Annotated in this window: 21 protein-coding genes; 11 read left to right on the forward strand and 10 right to left on the reverse strand. The window is 68.8% G+C overall.

The window, feature by feature from the left end:
- Window positions 1–33: 33 nt before the first annotated feature.
- Complete coding sequence (locus CACI_RS00555) at window positions 34–681, reverse strand: 5-formyltetrahydrofolate cyclo-ligase (RefSeq protein ID WP_012784360.1); 648 nt, start codon at window positions 679–681, stop codon at window positions 34–36.
- 41 nt (window positions 682–722) lie between these two features.
- On the opposite strand from CACI_RS00555, the gene CACI_RS00560 reads away from it, so the two are divergent.
- The 5 genes from CACI_RS00560 to CACI_RS00580 all read left to right on the forward strand — a co-directional run bounded on the left by CACI_RS00560 (window position 723) and on the right by CACI_RS00580 (window position 5,946).
- On the forward strand, window positions 723–1,409 hold the full coding sequence (locus CACI_RS00560) for a GGDEF domain-containing protein (protein WP_012784361.1): 687 nt from the start codon (window positions 723–725) through the stop codon (window positions 1,407–1,409).
- A 14-nt stretch (window positions 1,410–1,423) separates the two neighbouring features.
- Window positions 1,424–2,344 carry a UTP--glucose-1-phosphate uridylyltransferase gene (locus tag CACI_RS00565; RefSeq protein ID WP_012784362.1) on the forward strand — a complete coding sequence of 307 codons (921 nt, stop codon included), beginning with the start codon at window positions 1,424–1,426 and terminating at the stop codon, window positions 2,342–2,344.
- A 31-nt stretch (window positions 2,345–2,375) separates the two neighbouring features.
- Entirely contained in the window at window positions 2,376–3,617 is a 1,242-nt protein-coding gene (gene glp / locus CACI_RS00570) for a molybdotransferase-like divisome protein Glp (protein WP_012784363.1), read from the forward strand.
- Entirely contained in the window at window positions 3,614–4,150 is a 537-nt protein-coding gene (moaC, locus tag CACI_RS00575; protein ID WP_012784364.1) for a cyclic pyranopterin monophosphate synthase MoaC, read from the forward strand. Before glp ends, moaC begins: the two co-directional genes overlap by 4 nt.
- Before the next feature lie 131 nt (window positions 4,151–4,281).
- Complete coding sequence (locus CACI_RS00580) at window positions 4,282–5,946, forward strand: MFS transporter (protein WP_012784365.1); 1,665 nt, start codon at window positions 4,282–4,284, stop codon at window positions 5,944–5,946.
- Between the two features lie 25 nt (window positions 5,947–5,971).
- On the opposite strand, the gene CACI_RS00585 is transcribed toward CACI_RS00580, so the two are convergent.
- The 3 genes from CACI_RS00585 to CACI_RS00595 form a co-directional block, all read right to left on the reverse strand.
- Window positions 5,972–7,402 carry an MBL fold metallo-hydrolase gene (locus tag CACI_RS00585; protein WP_223297709.1) on the reverse strand — a complete coding sequence of 477 codons (1,431 nt, stop codon included), beginning with the start codon at window positions 7,400–7,402 and terminating at the stop codon, window positions 5,972–5,974.
- Between the two features lie 103 nt (window positions 7,403–7,505).
- A complete protein-coding gene (locus tag CACI_RS00590; RefSeq protein ID WP_012784367.1) occupies window positions 7,506–8,390 on the reverse strand; it encodes an SGNH/GDSL hydrolase family protein in 885 nt (294 codons plus the stop codon).
- Window positions 8,391–8,662: 272 nt separating this feature from the next.
- Window positions 8,663–9,139, reverse strand: coding sequence for a MarR family winged helix-turn-helix transcriptional regulator (locus CACI_RS00595; protein ID WP_041540894.1), 477 nt, complete (start codon window positions 9,137–9,139; stop codon window positions 8,663–8,665).
- A 276-nt stretch (window positions 9,140–9,415) separates the two neighbouring features.
- Between CACI_RS00595 and CACI_RS00600 the strand changes: the two genes are divergently transcribed.
- Entirely contained in the window at window positions 9,416–10,222 is an 807-nt protein-coding gene (locus tag CACI_RS00600) for a methyltransferase domain-containing protein (RefSeq protein WP_012784369.1), read from the forward strand.
- 51 nt (window positions 10,223–10,273) lie between these two features.
- Window positions 10,274–10,630 (forward strand): VOC family protein, encoded by a 357-nt coding sequence (locus tag CACI_RS00605; RefSeq protein ID WP_012784370.1) that lies wholly within the window; start codon window positions 10,274–10,276, stop codon window positions 10,628–10,630.
- A 63-nt stretch (window positions 10,631–10,693) separates the two neighbouring features.
- Here the strand turns inward: CACI_RS00605 and CACI_RS00610 are convergent, their stop codons facing one another.
- Together CACI_RS00610 and CACI_RS00615 are read right to left on the reverse strand one after the other, a co-directional pair.
- Window positions 10,694–11,197, reverse strand: coding sequence for a DUF1003 domain-containing protein (locus CACI_RS00610; RefSeq protein WP_012784371.1), 504 nt, complete (start codon window positions 11,195–11,197; stop codon window positions 10,694–10,696).
- Window positions 11,198–12,562, reverse strand: coding sequence for a magnesium transporter MgtE N-terminal domain-containing protein (locus CACI_RS00615; protein ID WP_012784372.1), 1,365 nt, complete (start codon window positions 12,560–12,562; stop codon window positions 11,198–11,200).
- 276 nt (window positions 12,563–12,838) lie between these two features.
- Between CACI_RS00615 and CACI_RS44860 the strand changes: the two genes are divergently transcribed.
- Window positions 12,839–13,657, forward strand: a complete 819-nt coding sequence (locus CACI_RS44860) for a hypothetical protein (protein ID WP_012784373.1) — start codon at window positions 12,839–12,841, stop codon at window positions 13,655–13,657.
- Between the two features lie 31 nt (window positions 13,658–13,688).
- On the opposite strand, the gene CACI_RS00625 is transcribed toward CACI_RS44860, so the two are convergent.
- The 4 genes from CACI_RS00625 to CACI_RS00640 form a co-directional block, all read right to left on the reverse strand.
- Window positions 13,689–14,771: a hypothetical protein gene (locus CACI_RS00625; protein ID WP_012784374.1), complete on the reverse strand. Its 1,083-nt coding sequence runs from the start codon at window positions 14,769–14,771 to the stop codon at window positions 13,689–13,691.
- Window positions 14,768–15,280: a SigE family RNA polymerase sigma factor gene (locus CACI_RS00630; RefSeq protein WP_012784375.1), complete on the reverse strand. Its 513-nt coding sequence runs from the start codon at window positions 15,278–15,280 to the stop codon at window positions 14,768–14,770. The genes CACI_RS00625 and CACI_RS00630 overlap by 4 nt, the downstream gene beginning before the upstream one ends.
- Before the next feature lie 67 nt (window positions 15,281–15,347).
- Complete coding sequence (locus CACI_RS53400) at window positions 15,348–16,187, reverse strand: alkaline phosphatase family protein (RefSeq protein ID WP_012784376.1); 840 nt, start codon at window positions 16,185–16,187, stop codon at window positions 15,348–15,350.
- A gap of 37 nt (window positions 16,188–16,224) precedes the next feature.
- Window positions 16,225–17,247: a hydroxyacid dehydrogenase gene (locus CACI_RS00640; RefSeq protein ID WP_012784377.1), complete on the reverse strand. Its 1,023-nt coding sequence runs from the start codon at window positions 17,245–17,247 to the stop codon at window positions 16,225–16,227.
- Between the two features lie 283 nt (window positions 17,248–17,530).
- Between CACI_RS00640 and CACI_RS00645 the strand changes: the two genes are divergently transcribed.
- Genes CACI_RS00645 through CACI_RS00655 form a run of 3 tightly spaced genes read left to right on the forward strand, consistent with a single transcriptional unit; the run spans window position 17,531 to window position 21,086 of the window.
- Window positions 17,531–18,490 carry an ABC transporter permease gene (locus tag CACI_RS00645; RefSeq protein ID WP_012784378.1) on the forward strand — a complete coding sequence of 320 codons (960 nt, stop codon included), beginning with the start codon at window positions 17,531–17,533 and terminating at the stop codon, window positions 18,488–18,490.
- Complete coding sequence (locus CACI_RS00650; protein WP_012784379.1) at window positions 18,487–19,386, forward strand: carbohydrate ABC transporter permease; 900 nt, start codon at window positions 18,487–18,489, stop codon at window positions 19,384–19,386. Before CACI_RS00645 ends, CACI_RS00650 begins: the two co-directional genes overlap by 4 nt.
- Before the next feature lie 14 nt (window positions 19,387–19,400).
- Window positions 19,401–21,086 (forward strand): type 2 periplasmic-binding domain-containing protein, encoded by a 1,686-nt coding sequence (locus tag CACI_RS00655; RefSeq protein ID WP_012784380.1) that lies wholly within the window; start codon window positions 19,401–19,403, stop codon window positions 21,084–21,086.
- Window positions 21,087–21,112 lie beyond the last annotated feature (26 nt).

A 21,112-nucleotide genomic window follows, 5' to 3' on the forward strand; every position in this document is an offset into this window, starting at 1 on the left:
CTTTAAGCGCCGAGTCTGCCACTAGCGGTCCCCTCAGCGCGAGAGAACCCCGCCGGGAGATTCGTCCCAGTGGCGAACGCTTTCCCCGGCGACCGCCATGTCGACGGCGCGATCGTGCGGCTCGACCGGGATGTCCACGCCGAGCTCGCCGGGGTAGAGCAGGGCCGCGACCCGGGGGCGCGCACCGCGCGGGGACGCCTCGATCCTGGTCAGCACCCGGTCGTAGCTGCCGCCGCCGCGTCCCATGCGGATCCCGGCGGGCGAGACGGCCAGGGCGGGGACCACGATCCAGGAGGCTGACAACACCGCGTCCAGACCCAGCGACTCGGCGGGCTCGGGGATCGGTCCGGGGGCGGAGCCGCCCGGAGGGATCCTTCGAACGAGTGAATCAGGGCCTGAGTACCGCCCCCACGACAGGTCCATGTCATTCTCTAGAATAGGTAACAGGACGCGGATACCCCGCCCGCGCAATTCCGCCAGCAACGGGCCGGTGTCCGGCTCGGTGCCGAAGGAGGCGTAGGCGGCGACCACGTCCGCCCCGCTCATCTGTCCCACCAGCACTTCGCACGCCGTCGCGGCCCACGCTGCGCGCAGCTCGGGGGCGTACGCGCGCCGAGCGGCCAGCAACCGTGACCGGATCGTGCCCTTGGCAAGGCCCGGCTCGTTGAATTGATTCGTCATGCTGTGCTCAAGAATGCCAGGCCGGGAGAGGAGCCCCACCGATGTCTCTCACGGCGGTGGTCTTGGTGTTGCTGGCGGCGGCCGCGGTCGCCTTGGCCGGCATGAACCTGGCCCTGCGCCGGCGGCTGGAGCACCTGGAGGAGACCACTCGCACGGCCCTGGCTCAGGCCGCCAGCGAGGTGACCGGGCTGGAGCAGGGCCGTGAGGACCTGGAGCGGCTGTCGGCGCTCGATCCGCTGACCGGAGTGTGGAACTACCGCTATCTGCAGGGCGCGCTGGGCCGGGAACTCGAGGCCGCTCGGGCCACCGGGATAGGCGGCGCGCTGCTGATGATCGACGTCGACGACTTCCGCCGGGTCAACGCCGGATACGGACACCAGCGCGGCTCCGCCGTTCTCCGCGAGCTGGCGCAGCGTTTGGCGCTGGAAGTGCGACACGCCGACACTTTCGCCAGATACGGCGGCGAGGAGTTCGTCCTCATCCTGCCGGGCACCAACGCCGACACCGCCGCGAAGGTGGCCGAGCGGCTCTGTTACGCCGTCCGCAAACTCACCTTCGACGCAGGTCCGGACACAGACTCCGAACAAGGCCCGTTCCAGCTGACGATCTCCGTCGGCGGTGTGATCTTCCCCGATCACGGGACGCACGCCGCGACGCTGTTGCGCGTCGCTGATGAACAACTCATGGCAGCTAAACGAGACTCTCATGGAAGTTGGCGCATCACCTGATAGCGTCCCGATTCATGGTGGAGGTTCGCAAAGCAGTCATCCCATCGGCGGGTCTGGGCACCAGATTCCTGCCGGCGACCAAGGCGACACCCAAGGAGATGCTCCCGGTCATCGACAAGCCGACGATCCAGTACGTCGTCGAGGAGGCCGTGACCGCGGGGCTGACCGACATCCTCATGGTGACCGGCCGCAACAAGCGGCCGTTGGAAGACCACTTCGACCGCGCCGCGGAGCTCGAGGAGGCGCTGGAGGCCAAGGGCGACAAAGTCCGGCTGCAGCAGGTCCGGGCGTCCGCGGAGATGGCAAACGTCCACTATGTCCGGCAGGGCGACCCCAAGGGTCTGGGCCACGCCGTCCTGAAGGCCGAGTCCTATGTGCACGGCGAGCCGTTCGCCGTTCTGCTCGGCGACGACTTCATCGACGAGCGCGACCCGCTGCTGCCGGCCATGATCGCCGTCCGGCAGCGCTACGGCGGTTCCGTGGTCGGCCTGATCGAGGTTCCCGAAGAGCAGATCCACATGTACGGCTGCGCCGCGGTGAAGCCAGCGGTGGACGGACCAGACCTGGGCCACGATCACACCAGCCTGATCCAGATCACCGATCTGGTGGAGAAGCCCTCAGTCGCGCAGGCTCCGTCGAACCTCGCGGTGATCGGCCGCTATGTGCTGGACCCCGCCGTCATGGGCGTCCTGCGCGAGACCGCTCCGGGACGCGGCGGGGAGATCCAGCTGACCGACGCGCTGCGGACCCTGGCAGGCGACCCGGACATCGGCGGACCGGTCCACGGTGTGGTGTTCACCGGGCGCCGGTACGACACCGGTAACCCGATCGACTACTTGAAGACCGTCGTGCAGCTCGCGGTCGACCGTCCCGACCTCGGTGGGGAATTCCGTGACTGGCTGTCGTCCTATGTGCGCGCGGGCTTCCACGACTGAGCACGTCAGCGGCATAAGGGATGATGGACGCATGTCCGATTCCGAGAACGCGAGGATGCGCAGTGTCGACGACCACCTCAAGACGGTCCTCGACACTGTGCAACTCCTCGCCCCGATGGAACTCCCGATCACCGATGTGAACGGGCTGGTGCTCGCCGAGGACGTCGTCTCGGCGATCTCGCTGCCGCCGTTCGACAACTCCTCGGTGGACGGCTACGCGGTGCGGCTGGCCGACCTGGAGGGCGCCGCCGAGGACAGCCCGGCGGAGCTGCGGGTGCTCGGCGACGTCGCGGCCGGCTCGGTCCACGAGGGCATCCTGGAGCCGGGGACGTGCCTGCGGATCATGACCGGCGCGATGGTGCCGCACGGCGCCGAAGCGGTCGTGCCGGTGGAGTGGACCGACGGCGGCACGGAGAGCGTGCGTATCACCCGGGTCCCGGAGCGCGACGAGCACATCCGCGTCCTCGGTTCGGACGTGGCGGCCGGCGACGTGGTGCTCAAGGCCGGCACCCGCCTCGGCCCGCGCCAGATCGGCCTGCTCGCCGCGATCGGCCAGGTCCACGCCCCGGTGCACCCGCACCCGCGGGTTGTGGTGCTGTCCACCGGCTCGGAGCTGGTCGAGCCCGGCACGCCGCTGGGCCCGGGCCAGATCAACGACGGCAACGGCCCGGCGCTGACCGCCGCGGTGAACGCCATGGGCGCGACCGGCATCCGGGTCGGCATCATCGGCGACGACCCGCAGGGTGTGCTCGACGCGATCGAGGACCAGCTGATCCGCGCCGACATGGTGGTCACCACCGGCGGGGTCTCGGTCGGCGCCTACGACGTGGTGAAGGAGGTGCTCTCCACACTGGGCACCGTGGAGTTCACCAAGGTCGCGATGCAGCCGGGGATGCCGCAGGGCTTCGGCACGGTCGGCGAGGACCGGATCCCGATCTTCACGCTGCCGGGCAACCCGGTCTCGGCCTACGTGTCCTTCGAGATCTACATCCGCCCGGCGATCGAGAAGATGATGGGCATCGAGACCGGCCCGCGCGAGACCGTGACCGCGACCTGCTTCGGCGCCTTCACCTCGCCGAGCGGCAAGCGCCAGTTCGCGCGCGGGATCTACGACCCGCACGGGCTGAGCGTCCGGCCGGTCGGCGGCCACGGCTCGCACCTGGTCGGCGACCTGGCGCTGGCGAACGCGTTGATAGTGGTGCCCGAGTACGTGACCGAGGTCGTCGACGGCGACGACGTCGAGGTGATCGTGATGGAGGGCGGTCCCCGATGAGCTCGGAGACCTCCGGCACCGTCGAGACCTCCGGCGTCGCCGAGGCGCCCGGCGGCAAGTCCGACCGCCTGACCCACATCGACTCCACCGGCGACGCGCGCATGGTCGACGTCACGGCGAAGCCGGTCTCCGCACGCCAGGCGCGGGCGACCGGCTTCGTGGAGGTCTCGCCGAAGGTGGTGGAGCTGCTGCGCGGCGAGGGCATGCCCAAGGGCGACGCCCTGTCGGTCGCGCGCATCGCCGGGATCATGGGCGCGAAGAAGACCCCCGACCTGGTCCCGCTCTGCCACCCGATCGCCATTAGCGGAGTGAAGGTGGCGCTGGAGGTCGAGGACTCCGGCGTCGCCATCGCCGCGACCGTGAAGACCGCGGACCGCACCGGCGTCGAGATGGAAGCGCTGACCGCGGTGGCGGTCGCCGGACTCACCGTCATCGACATGGTCAAGGCCGTCGACCCGGCCGCGGTGCTGACCCGGGTGCAGGTCGAGGCGAAATCCGGCGGTGTGTCAGGAGACTGGTCGCGCGAGGGGTAGAACCCTCACTCGATAACTCTTGCGACTTGAAGGTCTCAGTGTCATGGTGCCCCGAACGCGGGCTGTGAGCCTCCTCACAGCTCAAGTTCGCAGGCCGATCAGACATCTCCCCGAGATCTCAAGGACGCGCCATGACCGATACGAGCACAGCGGCCGCACCTCCGCCTGAGAACGACACGGGGCGCCTCGACGGTGCCTCCCGTGCGCGCATCTTCTCCGTCATCGTGGTCGTCGTGCTCTTCGCCGAGGTCGCGCCCTTGCAGTACACGATGGTCTCGCCGGCGGCGCAGCTGATCGGGCGCAGCTTCCCCGGCGTGGGCAGCAACATCGCGTGGATGACGATCATCTTCGGGCTGGTCGGCGGGGCGGCGACGCCGATCCTGGGCAAGCTGTCCGACTTGTACGGCAAGCGGAACATGCTGCTGGCGGTCGGGATCTCCTTCTTGATCGGGTCGCTGATCTGCGCCACCACCAGCAACTGGACCATGTTCCTGATCGGGCGGGCGTTCCAGGCGGTCGCCATCGCGGCGGCCACCGTCGCCTACGGGCTGATCAGGGACCTGATCCCGCGCAAGTACGTGCCGCTGGCGATCGGGCTGGTGTCCACCGGGCTCGGGGTGTCCGGGGTCGGCGGGATCATGCTCTCCGGCGTGCTGACAGACACCGCCGGCTGGAGTTACAAGGCGCTGTTCTGGTTCCTGGTGATCTACACGCTCGTCACGCTGCCGCTGCTGTTCCTGGTGTGCCCGGAGACCAAGTTCCGCGCCCGCCAGAAGCTGGACCCGTTCGGCGCCCTGCTGCTGGCCGGCGGCGTCGGGTTCGCGCTGCTGTACGTGTCCAACGGCGCGAACGTCGGGTGGTCCGACCCGCTCTACCTGGGCTACCTGCTCCTCGGCGTGGTGCTCATGGCGGGGTTCGTCCTCCTGGAACGGAGGGTCAGCCAACCGATCATCGACCTGCGGCTGCTGTTCTCGCCGAAGGTCTCGGTGGTGCTGTTCATCGCCTTCTTCGCCGCGATCGTGGTCGGCATCCAGGCTTTTTCCATTCCCTACATGGTGTCCACGCCAAGTCACGACGGCCTCATCGCGATGACCCAGCAGGGCGCCGCGGCGCGCTTCAAGGGACTGGTGCAGCCGAACCAGATCCCGGTGAAGGTGCTCGGCGACATCGGGTACGGGCTCGGGTTCACGTTGTTGGGCCTGGCGTTCCACGTCCAGGTGTGGGGCTCGTCGGTGTCGATGTTCTCCGGGGCGGCGTCCGGGCAGTTGTCAGGCAAGATCGGCGCACGTAAGCCGTTGCTGATCGGGATGCTCACGTTCGCCGCCACCAGCGGTATATACGCCGCCGCGCATCACGGCGCACTGACGCTGGCACTGGTCGGCATCGTCTTCGGTGTCGGATTCGGCGCGTACTACGCGACGACACCGAACCTGCTCGTGGAAGCCTCTCCACCGGAGCAACAGGGAATCACAGCGGGCATGCTCGGAGTGTCCAACTCCATAGGCACTGCTGTGGGAACCGCTATAGCGGCGGCCTTCCAGGCGGCGCACCCTGTGAGGCTGATTGTGGCCGGACAGACCGTTCTCGCAGGTACTCCCGATCCGAAGACCGGAGTAACGGAGCGCGCGGGAGTCTTCACCGACACTGCCTATACGCAGATCTTCATAGCGTGTGCGATAGCCGGCTTCATCGCGCTGGCAGCTACGTTCTTCATGCGGTCTGGACGAACAGCTTCTACAGGTGGTCTCGGCTACCTGACCGACCCGGCGCCTGCGAAAGAGACCGCGCCTGCTTAAGGCACATTGAGGCGCACAGAGAGCCTTAGACAGGCGCCGCCACCACGATGGGCTCGCACCGAGCGTTCAGACACAGTCCAGTGGTGAGTGAGAAGTCAAAGTTGTGCGCCAAGCAGCGCAGAACAAGACCTTCCGGCGCCTCGTCTATCACCGCACCCTCTGCGAGGTCTTCGCCGGAGTGGGGACAGTAGCGCGTCACCTCGAAGGTCCGGTCGCCGGACGTCAGGGTGACGGTGGAGTCCGGGTCGCGTTTGTCGTAGTCCTCTATAGCCTGCAACGCATCCGCGTCCGCGTGCATAAGGAGACCGAACAAGTAAGAGCCGTCGGCTTCCGGAGCGTGCTCCACATGGATGCGTCGCGACAGGAGTAGATCCTCCCAGCGGATCTCTCCACCGAGAACAGCTTCCAACCACCGAGCTTCCACCCTGAACGTGTACTGCGCAGTCTCATCAGTGGTGCCGAGGTGTACGTCCCACACCCCGCCGTCAGCACCCGCGACCTTGAACCGGACCGTCATGGCGATCCGCTCCAAGAAGTACGGACTCATCCGTCCAAGGCGCACAAAGTGCTCCGCGAACCGATCTTCCAGTCCTGAACCCGCATCAGGATCGGGATACGCCTCCCAGACATCGGCGATCTCCTGCGCACGCGAGGCTGCGTAGGTCTCCAGGTGATTCGCAACAGCGACGGAGTCGCTATAAGCGAACCCCTCCCAGTGCGGATCTCTTACGCACTCATAGCTCGTCGGTGTTATACGAACGCTGTCCCCAGGGAGCAGCGTCAACGTCTCTGCGGGGAGTTCGCCAGGCGCGACAACGGCGTTGTGCTCCATAAGCTCCGGATCCAGGAAGCATCCCGGTCCGCCATACGGCATCACCAAGCGCGGCTTCACAGCGCGCACCAACCGCTTCACCGCTCTGAACCGCTCCTCGGAAGCGTCCAGCGCCAGCAGATCCAGCGGTCCGCCGACCTCGATCATCGCCCGCCGCGTCTGCGACAAAGACAGCCGGGCGTCATTGCAGTGCAGGACCGAAACCCCATCGGCGACGACGAGGAACGCCGCCCGATGCGCCATCGGCGACTGCTCGGGAACGACCGTCAGCCAGTCGCCGCGATCGGTGAGCGGCACACGCTGCCAGCCTTCGACCTCGACGATGTTCTTCACTCCGGCCGCGCTCAACCGGTCATGGAGAACAGACGAGGGATAGGCGGGGATGACCACCCGGACGCTCTCATCGAGCCCGGACAGGAACTCCACATCCATGTGGTCCGCCTGCGCGCTCGACACCGCGACCCATTCGGCCTCCAGCAGCCTGGGAACCGCGCGCAGATGGCTATTGTCCGGGAACGGAAACCGCGACCCGAGGAACGCTCCGCCCGGTGACACCCACGGATCGCACAACAGCCGCAGATCCGGTGTCTCGACGCGCAATCCGGCGTGTCCTGTCGAACTCATGAGTGGACCGCGCACCGGCTCATCCTGCCGCACAAACACGGCCGGGGTCGACCTCGCAGTGAGGTGACCCCGGCTGACCTGCGTCGTTGAGGAGCGAGGTATGTCAGATGACTGCTTCGAAGGCCTTCGCCATCACCGTGTAACCCGCGTCGTTCGCGTGGATGTTGGGCCCGACCGGCGCCGGCGCGCACATCCACGTCCACTGGCAGATGCGCGCCACGTTCAGCGGCACGGTGACGCCGGGCTGCAGCGTCACCTGGTGGACGAAGTCGTTGCTGGAGAAGGCCGCGCTGACGTCGGCGACGCGCACCCCGTTCAGCGGGTACTCGATCGCGAACACCGCGTTGAACAGGTTCAGGAACGCCGCGGACAGCTTGGCGTTGCTCTGGCCCGCGGACCCGGTGAGCCACGAGGCCAGGAACGGGTTGTAGTACGTCGACCCGACGAACTCCGTCTTGTGCCCCGCCGCCGCGCGCAGTGTCCTGAGGATCACCGGCAGGTCCTGCGAGGTCTGCTGGATCCCGGTCAGGCCGCACTGGATGTCCAGGCCGGTGGCGCTGGCGCAGCCGTCGACGTCGTTCGCGCCGATGTCCAGGGTCACCAGGACCCGGTCGCCCTTGTGCGCCTTCAGGAACGAGGCGGCGGCGTCGAGCTGGTTCTTGTACGGCTCCGGGTAGGGGCAGCCGCCGTGGATCATCGAGCCCGTGGTCTCGCCGGGGCACGCCAGGTTCACGTACTTGCCGCCCTGGAGCTTGAGCGAGGCGGCGATGTCGTCGGCGTAGCCGTGGCCGCTGATGTAGCCCTGGCCGGTCACCGCGTTCGGCTGCCAGCCGGCGCCGAGCGAGTCGCCGAGGGCGAGGTAGTAGTCGTACGGCTGGTGCTTCCAGCCGTCGGACGCGCTCGCCGGGCCGGCGCTCACCGCCAGGCCGCACAGCGCGGCGGCCGCGAGCGCGGCGGCCTTGCGCAGACCGAGTTTGGGAACGTGCATGCTTTCGGGTCCCCTCCCATGGAGATCGCGCCGCCGTCAGAGGCTTCATCGCACAGAGGTGCGGCGGCGAACATCTGGATGCTACTGGCAGGTAGACATCAGGGGTAGGGGGAGGGAATCCCTTTCGGACGGCGGGGAAAGCGCCGCCGGACCATAGGCGGAGAAGAGCCCGGTTTCGCCTGGAATCACGCCGGAATCAGGTCGAAATCGAGCCGGTGTCGCGCGGGAATGCGCCGGGAGTGCGCCGGTGTCGTGTCGTAAGCGCGCCGGTGTCAGTTGTCGAAGGGCAGGACCAGGGTCCGCAGCAGCGCGGCGAGCGTCGTGCGGTCGCCGGCGGAAAGCCCGCCGAGCAGCTCGCGCTCCTGCGCCAGCAGCCCTTCGAAGGCGCCGTCCACGCGCTCGCGGCCGGTGTCCGACAGCTGCACCAGCACCCCGCGCCGGTCGCCAGGATCGGGGAGGCGCTTGACCAGGTCCTTGGCCGCGAGCCGGTCGATGCGGTTGGTCATCGTGCCGCTGGTGACCAGGGTCTGCGTCAGCAGTTTGCTGGGAGTGAGCTGATACGGCGCGCCTGCGCGGCGCAGCGCGGAGAGCACGTCGAACTCCCACGGCTCCAGGTCGTGCTCGGCGAAGGCGGTGCGGCGTGCGCGGTCGAGGTGTCGGGCCAGGCGGGAGACCCGGGAGAGGACTTCCAGCGGCGCCACGTCCAGGTCGGGGCGCTCGTGCCGCCAGGCTTCGACCAGGCGGTCCACCTCGTCGCGGCAGGCCTGCGGGTCTGAGGCGGCTGGGGCGGCCGGGGCGGGGGCGCCGTTGTCGGCGGGAGTCGCGGCGTCCAGGCCCTGTGTGTGTGGCGTCTCCACCGCGTACCTTCTCCTCGCCGATGATCCGAGACACCAGCCTAGCGGGAAGGTCGGCACCGAGCATCTTGACATCGAGATTCTTGACCGGGCAGACTCTAAGTATCTCGACATCGAGATACTTTGTGCCCAGCCGATCCCCCGATCACCACCGATCCACCAGGAGGCGTCATGGCCGACGACATCTGGAACGCCCAGCAGTACCTGCGGTTCGAGAACGACCGCCTCCGCCCCTTCCTGGACCTGGTCACCCAGCTCGACGCGGACGGCGACGTGCACACCGTCGTCGACCTGGGCTGCGGCCCGGGCAACGGGACCGCGCTGTTGGTCGACTGGTGGCCCGGCGCCCGGATCGTGGGCGTCGACTCCTCTCCGGCGATGATCGAGGCAGCTCAGGAGCAGGCGATTCCCGGACAGGTCGAGTTCGAGCTCGGCGACCTGCGCCAGTGGCGCGCAGACGGCAAGGTGGACGTCCTGCTGGCCAACGCCGTGCTCCAGTGGGTCCCGGACCACCTGGACCTGCTCCCGGACCTGGCCGCGCAGCTCGCCCCCGGCGGCGTGCTCGGCTTCCAGGTCCCCGGCAACTTCGAGGCGCCCTCGCACCTGGCCCTCGCCGAGATGAAGCGCCGGTGGGCCGGCCGCGTCCCGGACGACCTGCAGAAGCCCGCGTCCCACGACCCGGCGGTCTACCTGGAGAAGCTGGCCGAGTCCGGGCTGGAGCCGGACGTGTGGGAGACCACGTACACCTACCTGGTCCCGGCTGACCCGGACCCGTCGGTGCCCTGCGGCGTGACGGAGTTCGTGCGCGGCAGTGCGCTGCGTCCGGCGATCAAGGCACTGAGCGAGTCCGACGCCGCCGACTTCGTGTCCGAATACGACACCCTGGCCCGCGCCGCCTACCCGGTCCGCGAACTCGGCGGGCACAGCGTGCAGCTGCTGCCGTACCGGCGGATCTTCGCCATCGGCCGGACGGTCTGAGTGGCGCTGGGAAAAACGGATCAACAGAGCACCTCTGAGGGGAGAAAGACGATGCTCGCAGCACTGCATCACGCACAGGTCGCCGTTCCGAAGGGCGCCGAGGACGTCTCACGCGCCTACTATGTCGGCGTCCTGGGCATGACCGAGCTGCCCAAGCCGCCGGTCCTGGCCGCGCGCGGCGGCTGCTGGTTCGCCGCCGGCGGCCTGGAGATCCATACCGGCGTCGAAGAGCCGTTCATCCCGGCCCGCAAGGCGCATCCGGCGATCCTGGTGACTGACATCGACGAGCTGGCCGCCGCGCTCACCGCGGCCGGGCACGAGGTCGCCTGGGACCAGACCATCCCGGACAAGCGCCGCCTGCATACCTTCGACCCGCACGGCAACCGGCTGGAGTTCATCCAGCAGTAGCGCGTGGCAGGAGCGCCAGGACTATCGGCGCCTACAGGGCTATCGGCGTCACCAGGGGAGAAGCTACTCCCCGGAGTAATCCCGGCCGCGCTCGTCCAGTTCCTTGAGCAGGGACTGGAGTTCGCCGCGCACGTAGTCCCGGGTCGCGACCTCGCCGACCGCCATCCGCAGCGAGGCGATCTCCCGGGTCAGGTACTCCATCGTCGCGAACGACAGCTCCTCGCGGGCCTTGTCCTCGGCGATCTGCACCTTGTCCCGCTCGGCCTGCCGGTTCTGCGCCAGCAGGATCAGCGGCGCGGCATACGCGGCCTGCGTGGAGAACGCCAGGTTCAGCAGGATGAAGGGGTAGGGGTCCCAGCGGATCGCCTTGGTGACCACCAGGATGTTCAGGGCGATCCAGATCACGACGATCAGGGACTGGATGAACAGGTACCGCGCGGTGCCGAAGAAGCGCGCGATGGTCTCCGAGACCCGGCCGAAGGCGTCCGGGTCGAACGACGGCTTCAGCGAGACCTGCCGGCGGCCGCGCGGCTGGTCCAGCCGCGGCGGGATGTATTCGCGTGCCATCTATCCCTCCCCCGGCCCGGTGCGGATTGGGCTGGGCGCCCCGTCCGCGGCGTCCTGCCCCTCCAACAGCTCCACGACCTCGCGCGCCTCCGGCGGCAGCTCGTCGTGCGGGTGGCTGCCCGGAGGCCGCAGCCGCCAGTCGTCCGGCAGCAGGTGGTCCAGCACGTCGTCGACGGTGACGGCGCCCAGCAGCCGGTCGTCGGCGTCCACCACCGGCACGGCGACCAGGTTGTAGGTCGCCATGTACGCCGTGACCTCGTTCAGCATCGTGTCCGGCGCCAGCGGCTCCAGCTCGACGTCCACCGCCGCCGACACCAGCGCCATCGGCGGCTCGCGCAGCAGCCGCTGGATGTGCACGGCGCCCAGGTAGCGGCCGGTCGGGGTCTCCGTCGGCGCGCGGGTGACGAACACCAGCGAGGCGTTCGCCGGCGTCCGCTCCTCGTCCCGGACCAGCGCCAGCGCCTCGGCGACGGTCGCGTTCGGCAGCAGGATGATCGGGTCGGAGTTCATCAGACCGCCGGCGGTGTCCTCGCGGTAGGACAGCAGCCGCCGCACCGGGTTCGCGTCCTGCGGTTCCATCAGCGCCAGCAGCCGCTCGGCCTCGTCCGCGCTCAGCTCGCCGAGCAGGTCGGCGGCGTCGTCGGGGTCCATCGCCTCCAGCACGTCGGCGGCGCGCTCCGACTCCAGTTCGCCCAGGATCTCCACCTGGTCGTCCTCGGGCAGCTCCTCCATGACGTCGGCGAGGCGCTCGTCGTCCAGCGCCGCGGCGACCTCCCCGCGCCGCCGGGGCGACAGCTCGTGCATGACGTGCGCCAGGTCGGCGGCGTGCAGCTTGTCCAGCGCCGCGACCAGCTCGGCGGCGCCCTGCGCGCCGGAGACCTCCAGGCCCTCGACGGCGTCCCAGTCCACGGTCAGCGACTCCCCGCGCCGCCGGAGCCCCGTGGTCTTGGCCGCCTTCTGGACGAACAGCTTGGTGAGGGCCATCTCCTTGCCGGCGCGCTCGGGCTCGAAGGCGACGTCGCGCACGGTCGCGGTCTCGCCGGTGGCCTTCAGCGTCACCCGGCGGTCCAGCAGCTCGGTGAGGACCAGCGTCTCGCCGGGCCGCTGCTGGAAATGCCGCATGTTCACCAGGCCGGTGGAGACCACCTGGTTGCTCTCGATCGAGGTGACCCGGCCGATCGGCAGGAAGACCCGCCGCCGGCCGTGCATCTGCATCTCCAGGACCAGGCCGAGCACCCGGGGCGCGGCGTCGCCGGCGCCCATGCTGACCACGATGTCGCGGATGCGGCCCACCGGCTCGCCGTCCGCGTCGAACACGGACCGGCCGGCGAGGTGGGAGACGTACACCCGGGACAGGGCCCTCACGTCAACCTCCGCATCGTCGTCTGCGCGGCCGGCGCCGGGGAGGGCGGCCGCTGGTGGTCAAGATGAGTGTGCTGCCTCACGGGCCGGTCGAAACGCCGCCGACCGCGCGACGTCCCAGGTCCGATGATGTGATCAGGCTACCGGTTCCGGACCCGAGGCGGCCGACTGAAGCTACTCCGTCCCCACCGTGTCGGCCGACCGTCTAGTCTCGTGGCGTCACCGATCGACGGGAGAGTCGTGCGCACGTCCCGAGGAACCGCCGTCCGAGCAGGCGCTGTGGCGATCGCAGCCGTGGCGGCGCTGGCCGGCTGCGGCTCCACCGGCACCAACGGCGTGGCGAAGAAGGGCGCCGGCTCCATCGTCGCCACCGCCGAAGGCGCCGTGCTGAACGCCACCAGCGTGCACATCCAGGGCCAGTTCACCTCCGGCAACCAGCCCGTCGCCCTGGACCTGCGCCTGGAGAAGGACAAGGGCGCCTCCGGCACGGTGACCATCGGCACCGAGGTCCTGGAGCTGCTGCGCGTCGGACCGGACGTCTACGTCAAGGGCGACGAGGCCTTCTACCGCTCCGTGCTGTCGCGGCTCGGCACGGCCTCCGCCCCGGCGCCTAGCGCGCCGAGCGCGCCGTCAACGTCGGGGTCGGCCTCGGGGTCGTCCTCGAAGTCGCCGTCCGCCGCAGGCTCTTCGAGCGCGGGCACGTCCACCACGGGCACCCCGAGCGCGGGCCAGAGCTCCTCGGACAACAGCATCGCCGTCACCGCGATGCAGATCAACTACCTGCACATCGGCCCGACCGACGCGCAGTACCAGACCTTCGCCTCCCTGACCGACCCACGCCAGCTGCTCGCGCAGATCATGCAGGGCATCGGCTCCCTCGGCAAAGACGGCCAGAAGGACATCCGCGGCACCAAGTCCATCGTCCTGTCCGGCTCCAAGGACACCCGCGTATACGTGGCCATCGACGGGCAGCCCTTCCTGGAACGCGTACTGCCCCCCGGCGGCGGAACCCTGGACTTCATGGACTACAACACCCCGGTGACGCTGAATCCGCCGCCGCCGGGACAGGTTGTCGACATAGCCAAGATCGCGAAGTAGCTGCGATCGCTCGACCTCAGCTTGGCGGACCTTACGACTTGCTCGGCGTCTGCTCGCGGTCGATGACGTGGCCGGAGGCGTCGTAGGCGGTCTCGCCCAGCGACGTGAAGCTGTAGTCGGCGAAGCCCACCGCGAAGGAGTAGGCGCCGATGCGCACGGTCTGAACGCGGATCGTGCCGGTGGTCAGCGCGAAGTCCACATGGTCGACCCGGTCGTCCACCAGCCCGCCCAGCGCGACCCAGTCCGGAGGGTTGGGAGGCACGTCATCGGATGCCGCCGCGCTGAACGGCCGGCAATTCGTGATGGGTACCGCGCCAGGCGTGGACCGCTGCGCGACGGTGTAGCAGATCCCGAACGGTCCGATCCGGACGCCGACCGACGCGTGCTCACCCTTCTGAGTGATGCCGGTGATCGTCCCGGAGGCTTCCGGTTGGGTGGGGGTCTGGCCGGGTTGGTACCACATCGCGAGGTGCGCCATGCCATCAGCCTGGAACGGGATAGAGAATCCGACCGGACTTCCGTCCGCCGCGAAGACGTCGACCCGGGTGATCTCAATCTTCGGCGGTATCACTACCAAGGCGACCCGATTCCCGCGCACGATTCCCGGCACCAACGTCGCCTGTCCGCCGTCGCTCAGCGTCATGTCGATCCGCGCGATGTCCGAGCGGAAGTAGATCGCGTACGTCGTCGGCAGACCAGCCGGTGCCGCGTAGGAGAGCTCTGCCGGATCGCTGCCAGACGACGCGTTGCAGGCCACATTCAAATTGAAGCTGCCCGAGGACGGGCAGTCGCCGGGAGCGACGGTGGTGCTCCAGCGCTTGCCCTCCTCGCTCCCGGAGAACACGTACCGCCCCTTTTTGTCGGTGTGAGGCGTGTTCACCGTGACGGCCTGCCCGCCACCGGCCGCGTTCTGCCGCAACCCCATCGAGCCCAAGATCGGCAGGCTCGTCCCCACCACCGCTGCCGTCGCCAGCACTCCAGCCGCCCACATGCGCCGCGTGCGCCGCAACTCCCGCGCGCGGCCGTAGACCGCTTCGGTCGGGACCGGGCGGGGCTGGAGCCGGTTCAGCTCCTCGTCGAGATCACGCTGCAGAGCCAGTTCGTCGTCCGTCATGACGCGCTCCCATCGTGCAGCCGCGGATTGGTGCGCAGGCGAGCCAGCGCGCGGGAAGCCTGGCTGCGCACGTTGCCGACCGAGCAGCCCAGAATCGCCGCCGTCTGCGTCTCGGTCAGGCCGTCCCAGTACCGCAGGATGACGACCGCGCGCTGGCCGGGCGGCAGCTCCATCAGCGCCGGGATCAGCGTCGCGCGCTGGTCGAGCTGGTCTGTGCTGTCGGGGGCGGCCGGTTCCGGCGCCTCGCCGCCGACGTGCTCCTCCACGCGGCGTCTGCGGAACCGCCGGCGGTTGAGGTTGATCAGAATGCGGCGGACATAAGCATCCGGATCGTCCGCGCGGCGGACCCGGGACCACGACACGAGCGCCTTCGCCAGCGCGGCCTGCGCCAGGTCCTCGGCGTGGCCGTGGTCGCCGGTCAGGCCGTAGGCGAACCGGACCAGCGACGGCCAGCGGCCGACCATGAATGCGTGGAACTCGGCGTCATGGCCGTCCTCGTCCGCTCGCATCGGTCCCCCCTCAGCGATGTGCTCGGCGATGTGCTCCCGTTCCCTAAGAGCACCGGCCGACGCCGGATCAATGCATGGTCTGGAAAGCCTTTCCATCCAGCACGATTTCCGGCTCGACGCCCAGCGCCGCGTACACGTGTGCGGCGACGTCCACATGCCGCAGGGTGCCGTAGTCGGCGCCGGCTTGGATGCCGGGGCCGCAGGCGGCGATCCATGCGGTGCGTTCGGGGGTGGTGGTGCCGCCGTGGCCGCCTTCGGGGAGGTGGCCGTGGTCGGTGAGGAGGATGAAGGTCCAGTTTTCGGTTGCTCGGTCGGGGCGGGATGCCACGGCTGCCAGGAGGCGTCCTGTGCGGGCGTCGGTGCGGCGGATGGCGGTGCGATAGAGGTCGCCGCAGCCTTGGTCGTGGGCGGTGGCGTCGTTGGCGCCGAGGTAGACGAATGCCGCGTGGATGTTCTCGGTGGCCAGGATGCGTTCGGCGTCGCGGGTGATGGTTTCGTCGCCTTGGTCGCAGGCTTGGGCTGACTGGCCGAAGGTGGCGAAGGTCAGGCGGGAGGGTGCGGCGAACATCGGGCCGTGGTCGGCGGGGGTGGCCAGGGGTGGCCAGGCGCCGACGGCGAGGTAGGTGTGCAGGCCGAAGTCGCGGGTCAGTACGGTCAGGAAGTCGGGGTGTTCGGCGAGGCGGTGGCCGGCGAAATCGTTGCTGCCGATGTGGTGTCGCTCGATCGTGGTGCCGGTGACGGCGGTGGCCCAGCAGGGTCCTGACACGGTCGGGGTGCCGTCCTCGACCCAGACCGTGGCGAGGAAGCCTTCGCCTGCTACCCGGTCGATGTTCGGGGTCGGCTCGGCGTCCAGGAAGTCCAGGCGTGTGCCGTCGATGCCGATCACCAAAACGCGTGAAGTGCTCATGTCTCCCCTGGGTTCCGAGCCGTGAGTCCCGAGCCCGCTACGCGATCCGTGCGAGGTCATCCTGATGGACCCCGCCGAGCAGCGGAAGTCCCGCGGCGTACCGCTCGACGTCGGCGACCGCGTAGGCGCCGAGCAGGGCGATCTCGCTTCCCATCGCTCCGGCCAGATGCGGTGTCACCACCACGTTCGGCAGCAGGAACAGCGGGTGCCCCGGCGGCAGCGGCTCGTCGGGATCGGTGACGTCGAGGAACGCGTCGATCCGGCCGGCGGCGCAGCACCGCACCAGTGCCTCGGTGTCGATCAAGGCGCCGCGCGCGGTGTTGACGAGTACTGATCCGTCGCGCATCAGGCCCAGGCGCCGGTCGTCGAGCAGGTGGTGGGTCTCCGGCAGCGACGGCGCGTGCAGCGTCACGACATCGCTGCGGCGCAGCAGCTCGTCGAGCTCGACGAGCTCCACCGCCCACGGCGCGGGCATCAGCGCCGCGGCCTCGGCGGCGCTCAGCGTCGGATCGGCGAGCAGCACCTCGAAGCCCTCGCGCGCCAGCATCGGCAGCACCAGGCGGCCGATGCGCGACGCGCCGACCACCCCGACCGTGCGGCCGACGTTGCCGAAGCGCTGCGAGGTCGACGGCGGCTTGTAAGTGCCCTCGGCGTAGTGCCGCGCCATCGTGAACATCCGCTTTCCGGCCAACAGGATCACGCTGAGCGTGAACTGCGCGACCGGATAGGCGTTGGCGTCCGCGGCCGAGGACGCGAGGATCCCGCGCGTCCAGAAGTCCGGGCTCAGGTGGTGTTTCACCGAGCCGGCGGCGTGGATCACCGCGCGCAGGTTCGGTGCCGCGTCCAGCGCCTCGGCGTCCAGCGGCGGACAGCCCCAGCCGGTCAGCAGGACCTCCGCGCCGGCCAGTGCCCACCGGGCGCGCGGCTCGGCGAAGTCGGTCACGACCAGCCCGTGGTCGATCTCGACGACGGCGTCGAGCCGGGTGCGCAGCGCGGCCGGGAACGCAGCTTGCGCGACGTCCGGACGCATGGCGAGTAACGCGGCGGCGCGGCCGGCCATGGGGTCCCCTTCCTGTCAGGGCAACGTTCTGCCGGTACAGGTATGCCCGCTCGGCGCTTGCCGAGACGTCAGTCATGTAACCGGTTTCGTAATATCGGGACTGTAGGGGTCGCAAAGTCCACGGTCAAGGCGCCAGGTGCGGGCATCAACCGAGATCACGAGTCAGCCACGTCGCCATCGCCCCCTTGACGCGAGACAGTAACCGTTTTAGGTTCGCGTCCCATCGCACCGAAGAAATCGGGGCGCCCGAGCACCGACGCTCGCGAACCGAGGGAGGTACCGCATGGCCGCAACGGCCGCCGCAGCCGCCGCGCCAGCCGCGGCGAAGCCCCGCGCCGGCACCCGCTGGGCGCGCTTCCGGCGGGACAAAGTCCTGCTGCTGATGATGCTTCCGGGCGTGCTCTACTTCGGCGTCTTCCAGTACCTGGCGCAGCTCGGGAACATCATCGCCTTCAAGGACTACGTGCCCTTCGTCGGCATCAAGGACAGCGCCTGGGTTGGCTTCCAGCAGTTCTCGACCCTGTTCGCCGACCCCGACTTCTGGCACGCGGTCCGCAACACCTTCGAGCTGGCCTTGGTCCAGCTGATGTTCTTCTTCCCGGTGCCGCTGGCGCTGGCGATGTTCCTGTTCAGCCTGACCCGGAACTGGGTCCGCAAGCTGGTGGTCAGCTTCGTCTACCTGCCGCACTTCATCTCGTGGGTGGTCGTGGTCGGGCTGTTCGTGCAGGTGCTCGGGCCGTCCGGGATGGTCAACAGCTTCCTGACCCACGACAGCCACCACGTCGTGGTCAACGTCTTCCGGGACCCGGCGTGGTTCAAGCCGATGATGCTGATCGAGCTGGTCTGGAAGGACTGCGGCTGGGGCACGATCATCTTCCTGGCCGCGCTCTACCAGGTCGACGACTCGCTCTACGAGGCGGTCTCGCTCGACGGCGCCGGCTGGGCCCGCCGCACCTGGCACGTCACGCTGCCCTCGATCCGCCCGGTCCTGGTCCTGCTGCTGATCCTGCGGGTCGGCGACATCCTCTCGGTCGGCTTCGACCAGGTGATGCAGCAGCGCGACACCTTCACGCCGGCCGCGGCGGAGGTGATCGACACCTACGTCTACAACCACGGCGTCGGCAGCGGCCAGTTCTCCGTCGCGGCGGTCGCCGGCCTGCTCAAGGGCGTGGTGGCGATGGTGCTGGTGATCGGCGCCAACAAGGTCGCGCACAAGCTCGGCGAACAGGGGGTCTACCAGTGAGTGCCGAGAGCCCGAACCTGCGTCCGGCGTGGATGGGCCGGCCGAAACCGGCGGTCAGCGCGCTCAAGGCGGCCGCGGTCGTGGTCATCCTGGCCCTGATAGCTGTGCCGTTCTGGCTGGTGCTCGCCACGTCGGTGTCCTCCGACGCCGAGGTGAACGCCAACGGCGGCTGGTCGCTGTGGCCGGACAAGCTGGACTTCTCCGCGTACACCAACGTCTTCCAGGGCGGGACCATCGGCCACGCGCTGTGGGTCTCGGTCCTGGTGACCGCGCTCGGCACGGCGGCGAGCCTGGCCTCGACCACCTTCCTGGCCTACGCGCTGTCCCGGCCGAACGTGGTGGCCGGCAAGCCGATCCTGCTGGCCGTCCTGTTCACGTTCCTGTTCCCCGCCGGGATGATCCCGAGCTTCCTGGTGGTCACCGACCTGCACCTGTTCGACCACCTCGCGGCGCTGTTCGTCCCGGTGATGATCAACGTCTTCAACCTGGTCGTCATGCGCGGCTTCTTCCAGGGCATCCCGGAGGAGCTGTACGAGGCGGCGCGGCTCGACGGCGCCGGGGATCTCAGGACCCTGTTCCGCATCGTGCTGCCGCTGTCCAAGGCGATCATCGCGGTGGTCGGCCTGTACTACGCCGTCGGCTACTGGAACGACTACTTCCGGGCGATGCTCTACACCAACGGCGGCTCGCTGAACCCGCTGTCCACGGTGCTGCGCGGCTTCGTCATCGCCGGCAACAACCCCAACGCCGAGGCCGGGGTGGACATCACCGGCATCGCCCCGATGAAGGCGATCTCGGCCCTGGTGGTCATCGCGATCGTGCCGATCGCCGCCGCCTTCCCCTTCCTGCAGCGCTACTTCACCAAGGGCGTCATGACCGGCGCCGTCAAGAGCTAAGGAGCCGCACCGTCATGCCCTTCACCAGCACCGCGCAGCAGATCTCCCGCAGGACCGTCCTGCGTACGACCGGAGCCGCCGCCGTCGCGGCCGTCGCCGTTCCGGCCCTGGCGGCTTGCGGGGGGTCGAAGACCTCCTCCGGCGCCGCGCAGTCCAACGTCGACAAGAAGCTCATGGCCTGGCCGACCTACACTCCGGCGGCGGGTCTGCACCCTGATATGCCTGGCACCGCGGCAGGCGTGCAGGACACGTTCCTGCGCTATCCGTCCAACCTGATCCAGTCGGTGCCCGCCAAGCCCGGCGACGGGTCGAAGGTGCGCGCGCTGATCGTCACCTACGGTACGCAGCCCAAGGGCCCGGACCAGAACCAGCTGTGGAAGGCGGTCAACGACGCCGTCGGCGTGGACCTCGAGCTGACCATGGTCACGGACGCCGACTGGCAGACCAAGCTCGGCGCCATGATGGCCGCCTCGGATCTGCCGGACATCATCATGCTCGGGCTCTACCAGCTGCCGAACGAGGCGCAGTTCCTGCAGGCCAAGTGCGAGCCGCTGGGGCAGTACCTGGCCGGGGACGCGGGCGCGAAGGCGTATCCGAACCTGGCCGCGATACCGCCGTACAGCTGGGATTCGGTGGGACGCGTCGGCGGCGACTTCTATGGGATCCCGATCCACCGGCCGCGTCTGGGGAACTCGTTCTTCGCCGACTCCGACCTGTTCCAGCAGGCCGGGATCTGGAACCCGAAGCCGGGCGGGCTGTCGAAGGCGGAGCTGACCGCCGGGCTGATGAAGCTGAACACGCAAGGGCACTTCGCGCTCGGTACCAACAAGGTCGCCTCATTCGGTTACCTGACGCACTCCGGGGTGCACGGCACGCCTAACCTGTGGTCGCTCGCCAACGGTCAGTTCACCACCGCGTACGGCACCGACAGCATGAAGCAGTCGCTGGCGACCATGGCCGATTGGTACGGCAAGGGACTCTACGACCCGGCGGCGCTGACCGTGTCGAGCACGCAGTGCAAGACCGACTTCCAGAACGGTACTTACGTCACCACCACCGACGGCTTCGGCGGGTTCGGCGGCTACGCGACCGCCGTCAACGAGAAGTGGAAGGTCGACTTCGTCCGGCCCTTCGACGCCGGTACCGGCGCCAAGCCGACGCCGTGGCTCACCCCCGGCTACTTCGGCTACACGGTACTGAAGAAGACGACACCGGAGCGCGCCAAGATGCTGCTCGGCGTGCTGAACTTCCTCGCCGCGCCGTTCGGCTCCAAGGAGTGGGAGCTGATCAACTACGGGCTCGAAGGCGTGCACTTCAACCGGGGTGCGGACGGCGGTCCGTCGGCGCCGACCGCGTTGGGCAAGATCGAGAACTCGGTGAACGTGCCGGTCAAGTACGTCATGGCCGCTCCGCTGGTGAACTACCTCGCCGGCGAGCCGGAGGCAGCCAAGCGCTGCTATCAGGCGCAGGTGGACATCGTGCCCATCGGCGTGACAGACCCGAGCCTGGGCGTCCAGTCGGCGACCCGGAACAAGCAGTGGCCGACGCTCTTGCAGCAGATCCAGGACGGGATGAACCAGATCATCACCGGGAAGGCGCAGCTCTCGTCCTGGGACGACGTCATCAAGAAGTGGAAGAGCAGCGGCGGGGACCAGATCGCCGCCGAACTCGGCGCCGAGTACGCCAAGACTCACGGTTGATCCCCGTTAATAGATAGACACCCCCG

Origin of the sequence: Catenulispora acidiphila DSM 44928 (assembly GCF_000024025.1) — a bacterium.
Lineage (GTDB): Bacteria > Actinomycetota > Actinomycetes > Streptomycetales > Catenulisporaceae > Catenulispora > Catenulispora acidiphila.

Coding starts and splice junctions, on each gene's coding strand:
- CACI_RS00605 (WP_012784370.1), top strand. CDS start 10,274: ATGCTCGCAGCACTGCATCACGCACAGGTCGCCGTTCCGAAGGGCGCC.
- CACI_RS53400 (WP_012784376.1), bottom strand. CDS start 16,187: ATGAGCACTTCACGCGTTTTGGTGATCGGCATCGACGGCACACGCCTG.
- CACI_RS00640 (WP_012784377.1), bottom strand. CDS start 17,247: ATGGCCGGCCGCGCCGCCGCGTTACTCGCCATGCGTCCGGACGTCGCG.
- CACI_RS00610 (WP_012784371.1), bottom strand. CDS start 11,197: ATGGCACGCGAATACATCCCGCCGCGGCTGGACCAGCCGCGCGGCCGC.
- CACI_RS00625 (WP_012784374.1), bottom strand. CDS start 14,771: ATGACGGACGACGAACTGGCTCTGCAGCGTGATCTCGACGAGGAGCTG.
- CACI_RS00555 (WP_012784360.1), bottom strand. CDS start 681: ATGACGAATCAATTCAACGAGCCGGGCCTTGCCAAGGGCACGATCCGG.
- CACI_RS00655 (WP_012784380.1), top strand. CDS start 19,401: ATGCCCTTCACCAGCACCGCGCAGCAGATCTCCCGCAGGACCGTCCTG.
- CACI_RS00580 (WP_012784365.1), top strand. CDS start 4,282: ATGACCGATACGAGCACAGCGGCCGCACCTCCGCCTGAGAACGACACG.
- CACI_RS00645 (WP_012784378.1), top strand. CDS start 17,531: ATGGCCGCAACGGCCGCCGCAGCCGCCGCGCCAGCCGCGGCGAAGCCC.
- CACI_RS00630 (WP_012784375.1), bottom strand. CDS start 15,280: ATGCGAGCGGACGAGGACGGCCATGACGCCGAGTTCCACGCATTCATG.
- CACI_RS00565 (WP_012784362.1), top strand. CDS start 1,424: ATGGTGGAGGTTCGCAAAGCAGTCATCCCATCGGCGGGTCTGGGCACC.
- CACI_RS00590 (WP_012784367.1), bottom strand. CDS start 8,390: ATGCACGTTCCCAAACTCGGTCTGCGCAAGGCCGCCGCGCTCGCGGCC.
- moaC (WP_012784364.1), top strand. CDS start 3,614: ATGAGCTCGGAGACCTCCGGCACCGTCGAGACCTCCGGCGTCGCCGAG.
- CACI_RS00600 (WP_012784369.1), top strand. CDS start 9,416: ATGGCCGACGACATCTGGAACGCCCAGCAGTACCTGCGGTTCGAGAAC.
- CACI_RS00585 (WP_223297709.1), bottom strand. CDS start 7,402: ATGAGTTCGACAGGACACGCCGGATTGCGCGTCGAGACACCGGATCTG.
- CACI_RS00560 (WP_012784361.1), top strand. CDS start 723: ATGTCTCTCACGGCGGTGGTCTTGGTGTTGCTGGCGGCGGCCGCGGTC.
- glp (WP_012784363.1), top strand. CDS start 2,376: ATGTCCGATTCCGAGAACGCGAGGATGCGCAGTGTCGACGACCACCTC.